This window comes from Escherichia sp. 93.1518 (genome assembly GCF_013368915.2).
Classification (GTDB): domain Bacteria; phylum Pseudomonadota; class Gammaproteobacteria; order Enterobacterales; family Enterobacteriaceae; genus Escherichia; species Escherichia ruysiae.
Map to the genome: position 1 here is coordinate 1 of NZ_JABWMT020000065.1, position 3,771 is coordinate 3,771.

Genomic DNA, 3,771 nt, shown 5'->3' on the forward strand with positions numbered 1-3,771 from the left:
AGGGAATGCTGGGCATGAAATATCTCTTTTAATGCCACTTTGCCGCCCGTCACGTACGGGTGGCGCACTCCCAGCATCAACCTGATAAGCGTAGCACATCAGGCAAGCCGGACAGTGATATCACCGCCCGGCTTCTTCTGCTTAAACGGACTAGATGTGCAGTTCCTGCAACTTCTCTTTCGGCAGCGCCAGCTCCTCGTTGCTGTTGATACGCACATCGCGTTCCAGAATGTTACGTGCAATATCCTGAGCTTCCTGCAACGAGTGCATCTGGAAAGTACCGCACTGGTAGACATTCAGTTCCGGGATCTGATTTTGATCCTTCACTTTCAGCACATCTTCCATTGCCGCCTTCCAGGCATCAGCAACACGTTGCTCATCTGGCGTACCAATCAGACTCATATAGAAACCGGTGCGGCAACCCATTGGTGAGATATCAATAATCTCAACGCCGTTGCCGTTAAGATGGTTGCGCATAAAACCAGCAAACAGATGCTCCAGGGTATGGATACCTTTTTCCGGCATTACTTCTTTGTTCGGCACGCAGAAACGCAGATCGAACACGGTGATTGCATCGCCATGCGGGGTGTTCATTGTTTTCGCCACCCGAACTGCAGGCGCTTCCATCCGGGTATGATCGACTGTGAAGCTATCTAACAACGGCATTTAGCCACCTCCGGTAATTTTTTTTAAAATATTCTGAACTCTTTGTTCCCAGGCGAGTCTGAGTATATGAAAGACGCGCATTTGTTATCATCATCCCTGAATTCAGAGATGAAATTTTGGCCACTCACGAGTGGCCTTTTTCTTTTCTGTCAGCTGTGTTTTTCCAGCCACACCTTGAACGACTCGGTATCTGCGGCTTCCATTTCCTGCTGACGGCGTTTAGACGCTTCGCGCTCGGCAATAAAATCGTCTTCACGCAGAATTTCCAGCGGCTCTTCACGTAACAAATTGCGATAAGCCTCACCGAACGCTTTGCCAGTTCCGCCAATGCCAGTATCAATCATAGACCGTAAGATACGGGCGGAGAAAGTCAGATCGGGATTATCAAAGCAGGCCACCAGTTCATCACACACTTTCTGATACGCTTCGCCGCCGTTAATGCTGTCCAGCGTTTGCGCGACGCGCTTCAGATCGCGGAACAGATCTTTGCCCACCTGCGGCAACGGGAATTGCGCAGTTTCACAGCCAATTCCCAGCGTCAGCCCCGGCTTACGTCCTTCGAGGATCACCCGGTTCCAGTTGACGCGTGTACAGGCAAGTTCACTACTGCTCATTTCCGGCGCATCAGCCAGCGCACACCAGACCATAAACAGGTCGAGGAAACGCACCTGCTGTTCATCAACACCAATCGGCGAGAATGGGTTGATATCCAGCGAACGCACTTCGATATATTCAATGCCGCCGCGTAACAGCGCATCAGAAGGCGACTCGCCGCTGCGAGTAACGCGTTTCGGACGAATCGGCGCATACAGCTCGTTTTCAATCTGCAGCACGTTGCTGTTGATTTGCAGCCGCTTGCCGTCTTTCTCAAGACCAATCTTCGCGTACTCTTCCGACGGCGTTTTAATTGCCCGCTTCAGACCCGCTACATACTCGTAGAGATCATTAAAAGTAATACCAAGATTACTTTGCGATTTATTGGTATAGCCCAGATCGCTCAAGCGTAGCGATGTCGCATACGGCAGGTAATACATGCCGCATTCGGTTTTCTCAAACGGCAACGACGTCGGTTTACCTTGCAGGAAAGAAGAACAAATTGCCGGAGAAGCACCAAACAGGTACGGGATCACCCAACCGAAGCGATAGTAGTTACGAATAGCGCGGAAGTAGCCCGCAGAGATTTTCTCTTTGGCGTCGGCGCCCGAGATATCACCACACTGCGCCTGCCAGAATGCCATTGGTAACGAGAAGTTGTAGTGTACGCCGGAGATGGTTTGCATCAGCGCGCCATAGCGATTTTTCAGCCCTTCACGATACAGCGTTTTAAAGCGCCCTGTATTGGACGTTCCATACTGCGCCAGTTCGATATCCTGACCTTCCGCGATGTAACATGGCATACTTAACGGCCACATCCGCTCATCGCCAATATTACGTGCGGTATAGCGATGCAAATCGCGCATAAAGGCCAGCATATGCTCAATATCGCCATCGACCGGCGTAATGAACTCCAGCAACGCTTCGGCAAAATCGGTGGTGATCCATTTATGCGTCAGTGCGGAACCTAATGCTTCAGGATGACCGGTTGTTGCCAGAGTGCCATCTGGAATAACACGCAAAGTTTCGCGCTCAAGACCACGCTGTATCCCCTTTAATGCCTGAGGATGTTTTTCCAGCCAGGCCAGCGCCTGTGATACGTCCGGGATCAAATTGACCTCCCGCCTGTCAAAATCGTTTTAATTAGCATAACTGTAATGGTGGCCATGTGTGCAGGCCTACAATTAGTGCCACCACATCATGCCCTGAACGGTGGCTGCTGCAACCGCAACATAGCGCAACGCTTTACCAAGGCACAAAAAAAAGATTACTGGTCCCCACGAGATGCGCATCCATCCCGCTAACAGACACAGTAAGTCGCCAATCACTGGCATCCAGCTTAATAAGAGTGTGACTGCGCCATAGCGTTTCAGCCAGCCAATGGCTTTTTCTTGCCAGCGCGATCTTTTGCGCAATGGAAAGAAACGCCCAAGGATAACGTTAGTTAACCCTCCAAGGCTATTACCCATTGTTGCTGTTAATACTAAAACCCAGGGATGACTCACCCCAGAAAGTAACATTGCGACCAGCACAACTTCCGAATTGCCGGGTAATAGTGTAGCGCTGAGAAAACTACTGGCAAACAACGAGAAGAGCGACAGCGACTCACTCACAGCAAGCGAACATCCACGGCGTCCATGCCTGCGGCGCGAGCGGCCTGTATACCAAAATCGGCATCTTCAAAGACAACGCAATGCGTTGGTTGCACGCCCATACGCTGCGCACACAGCAAAAACGTGTCTGGTGCAGGTTTATGGTGTTTGACGTGATCGGCAGCAATGACTACATCGAAATAACGACGTAATCCGAGGTGCGTTAGCAGCGCCTCAGCGATGGCGCTTTCACTCCCCGTACCGACAGCCATTGGGCGACGACCGTGCCAGCTTTTCACCACTTCAACAAGGGGAAGCGGTTCGACGCTATCGAGCAACATGCTTCTTACGGCATCGGTTTTCTCGCGGGCTAATGCATGGGGATCGAGATCGGCCTGATTCAGCTCAATGATCGCCTGGGCTATACGCCAGGTGGGCGAGCCATTAAGCGCAATCATGGCCTGTACATCGTACTGAAGACCGTAGCGTCCTAATACTTCACGCCACGCTTTACGGTGCGTGGGTTCTGTATCCAGGATTGTGCCATCCATATCAAAAATTAAACCTGCATAACGCTCGTACATTGTCTTCTCGCAAGTCGAAAAATATGACGCTACTTTAGCGTAATTGCTTGATTTTGTCGCCGATGCGAAGGGGAAAATTATTCAGGATATGGATAAAATAGTTATTTAGAAATGAGATGTTTTTTGAGGGAAATTTTTGGAGAAGATGGTGCTTCCGGGAGGATTACTCGCCTTGCGGCTCGCCCTTCGGGCCGTTGCTAAAGCAACGTTATCCTCCCTGGTGCCTGCGGTTATTACCGCCACCTCGTCGATACCTTCATCGCTGAAGATTACGGAGAATATGGTGCATCCGGGAGGATTCGAACCTCCGACCGCTCGGTTCGTAGCCGAGTACT

5 protein-coding genes are annotated in these 3,771 nt (G+C 50.9%); all 5 read right to left on the reverse strand.

What is annotated here, in order from left to right; all coding sequences use genetic code 11:
• Positions 1 to 150 precede the first annotated feature (150 nt).
• Positions 151 to 666: an S-ribosylhomocysteine lyase gene (gene luxS, locus HEN21_RS22240; protein ID WP_001130203.1), complete on the reverse strand. Its 516-nt coding sequence runs from the start codon at positions 664 to 666 to the stop codon at positions 151 to 153.
• Positions 667 to 815: 149 nt separating this feature from the next.
• Positions 816 to 2,372 carry a glutamate--cysteine ligase gene (gene gshA / locus HEN21_RS22245; protein WP_176252416.1) on the reverse strand — a complete coding sequence of 519 codons (1,557 nt, stop codon included), beginning with the start codon at positions 2,370 to 2,372 and terminating at the stop codon, positions 816 to 818.
• Between the two features lie 72 nt (positions 2,373 to 2,444).
• Positions 2,445 to 2,873 carry a YqaA family protein gene (locus tag HEN21_RS22250; RefSeq protein ID WP_000004483.1) on the reverse strand — a complete coding sequence of 143 codons (429 nt, stop codon included), beginning with the start codon at positions 2,871 to 2,873 and terminating at the stop codon, positions 2,445 to 2,447.
• Positions 2,870 to 3,436 carry a fructose-1-phosphate/6-phosphogluconate phosphatase gene (gene yqaB, locus HEN21_RS22255; RefSeq protein ID WP_000273322.1) on the reverse strand — a complete coding sequence of 189 codons (567 nt, stop codon included), beginning with the start codon at positions 3,434 to 3,436 and terminating at the stop codon, positions 2,870 to 2,872. The genes HEN21_RS22250 and yqaB overlap by 4 nt, the downstream gene beginning before the upstream one ends.
• A 105-nt stretch (positions 3,437 to 3,541) precedes the next feature.
• A partial coding sequence (locus HEN21_RS22915; protein ID WP_207106166.1) for a hypothetical protein occupies positions 3,542 to 3,771 on the reverse strand: 230 nt, incomplete at its 5' end.

Coding starts and splice junctions, on each gene's coding strand:
- luxS (WP_001130203.1), bottom strand. CDS start 666: ATGCCGTTGTTAGATAGCTTCACAGTCGATCATACCCGGATGGAAGCG.
- yqaB (WP_000273322.1), bottom strand. CDS start 3,436: ATGTACGAGCGTTATGCAGGTTTAATTTTTGATATGGATGGCACAATC.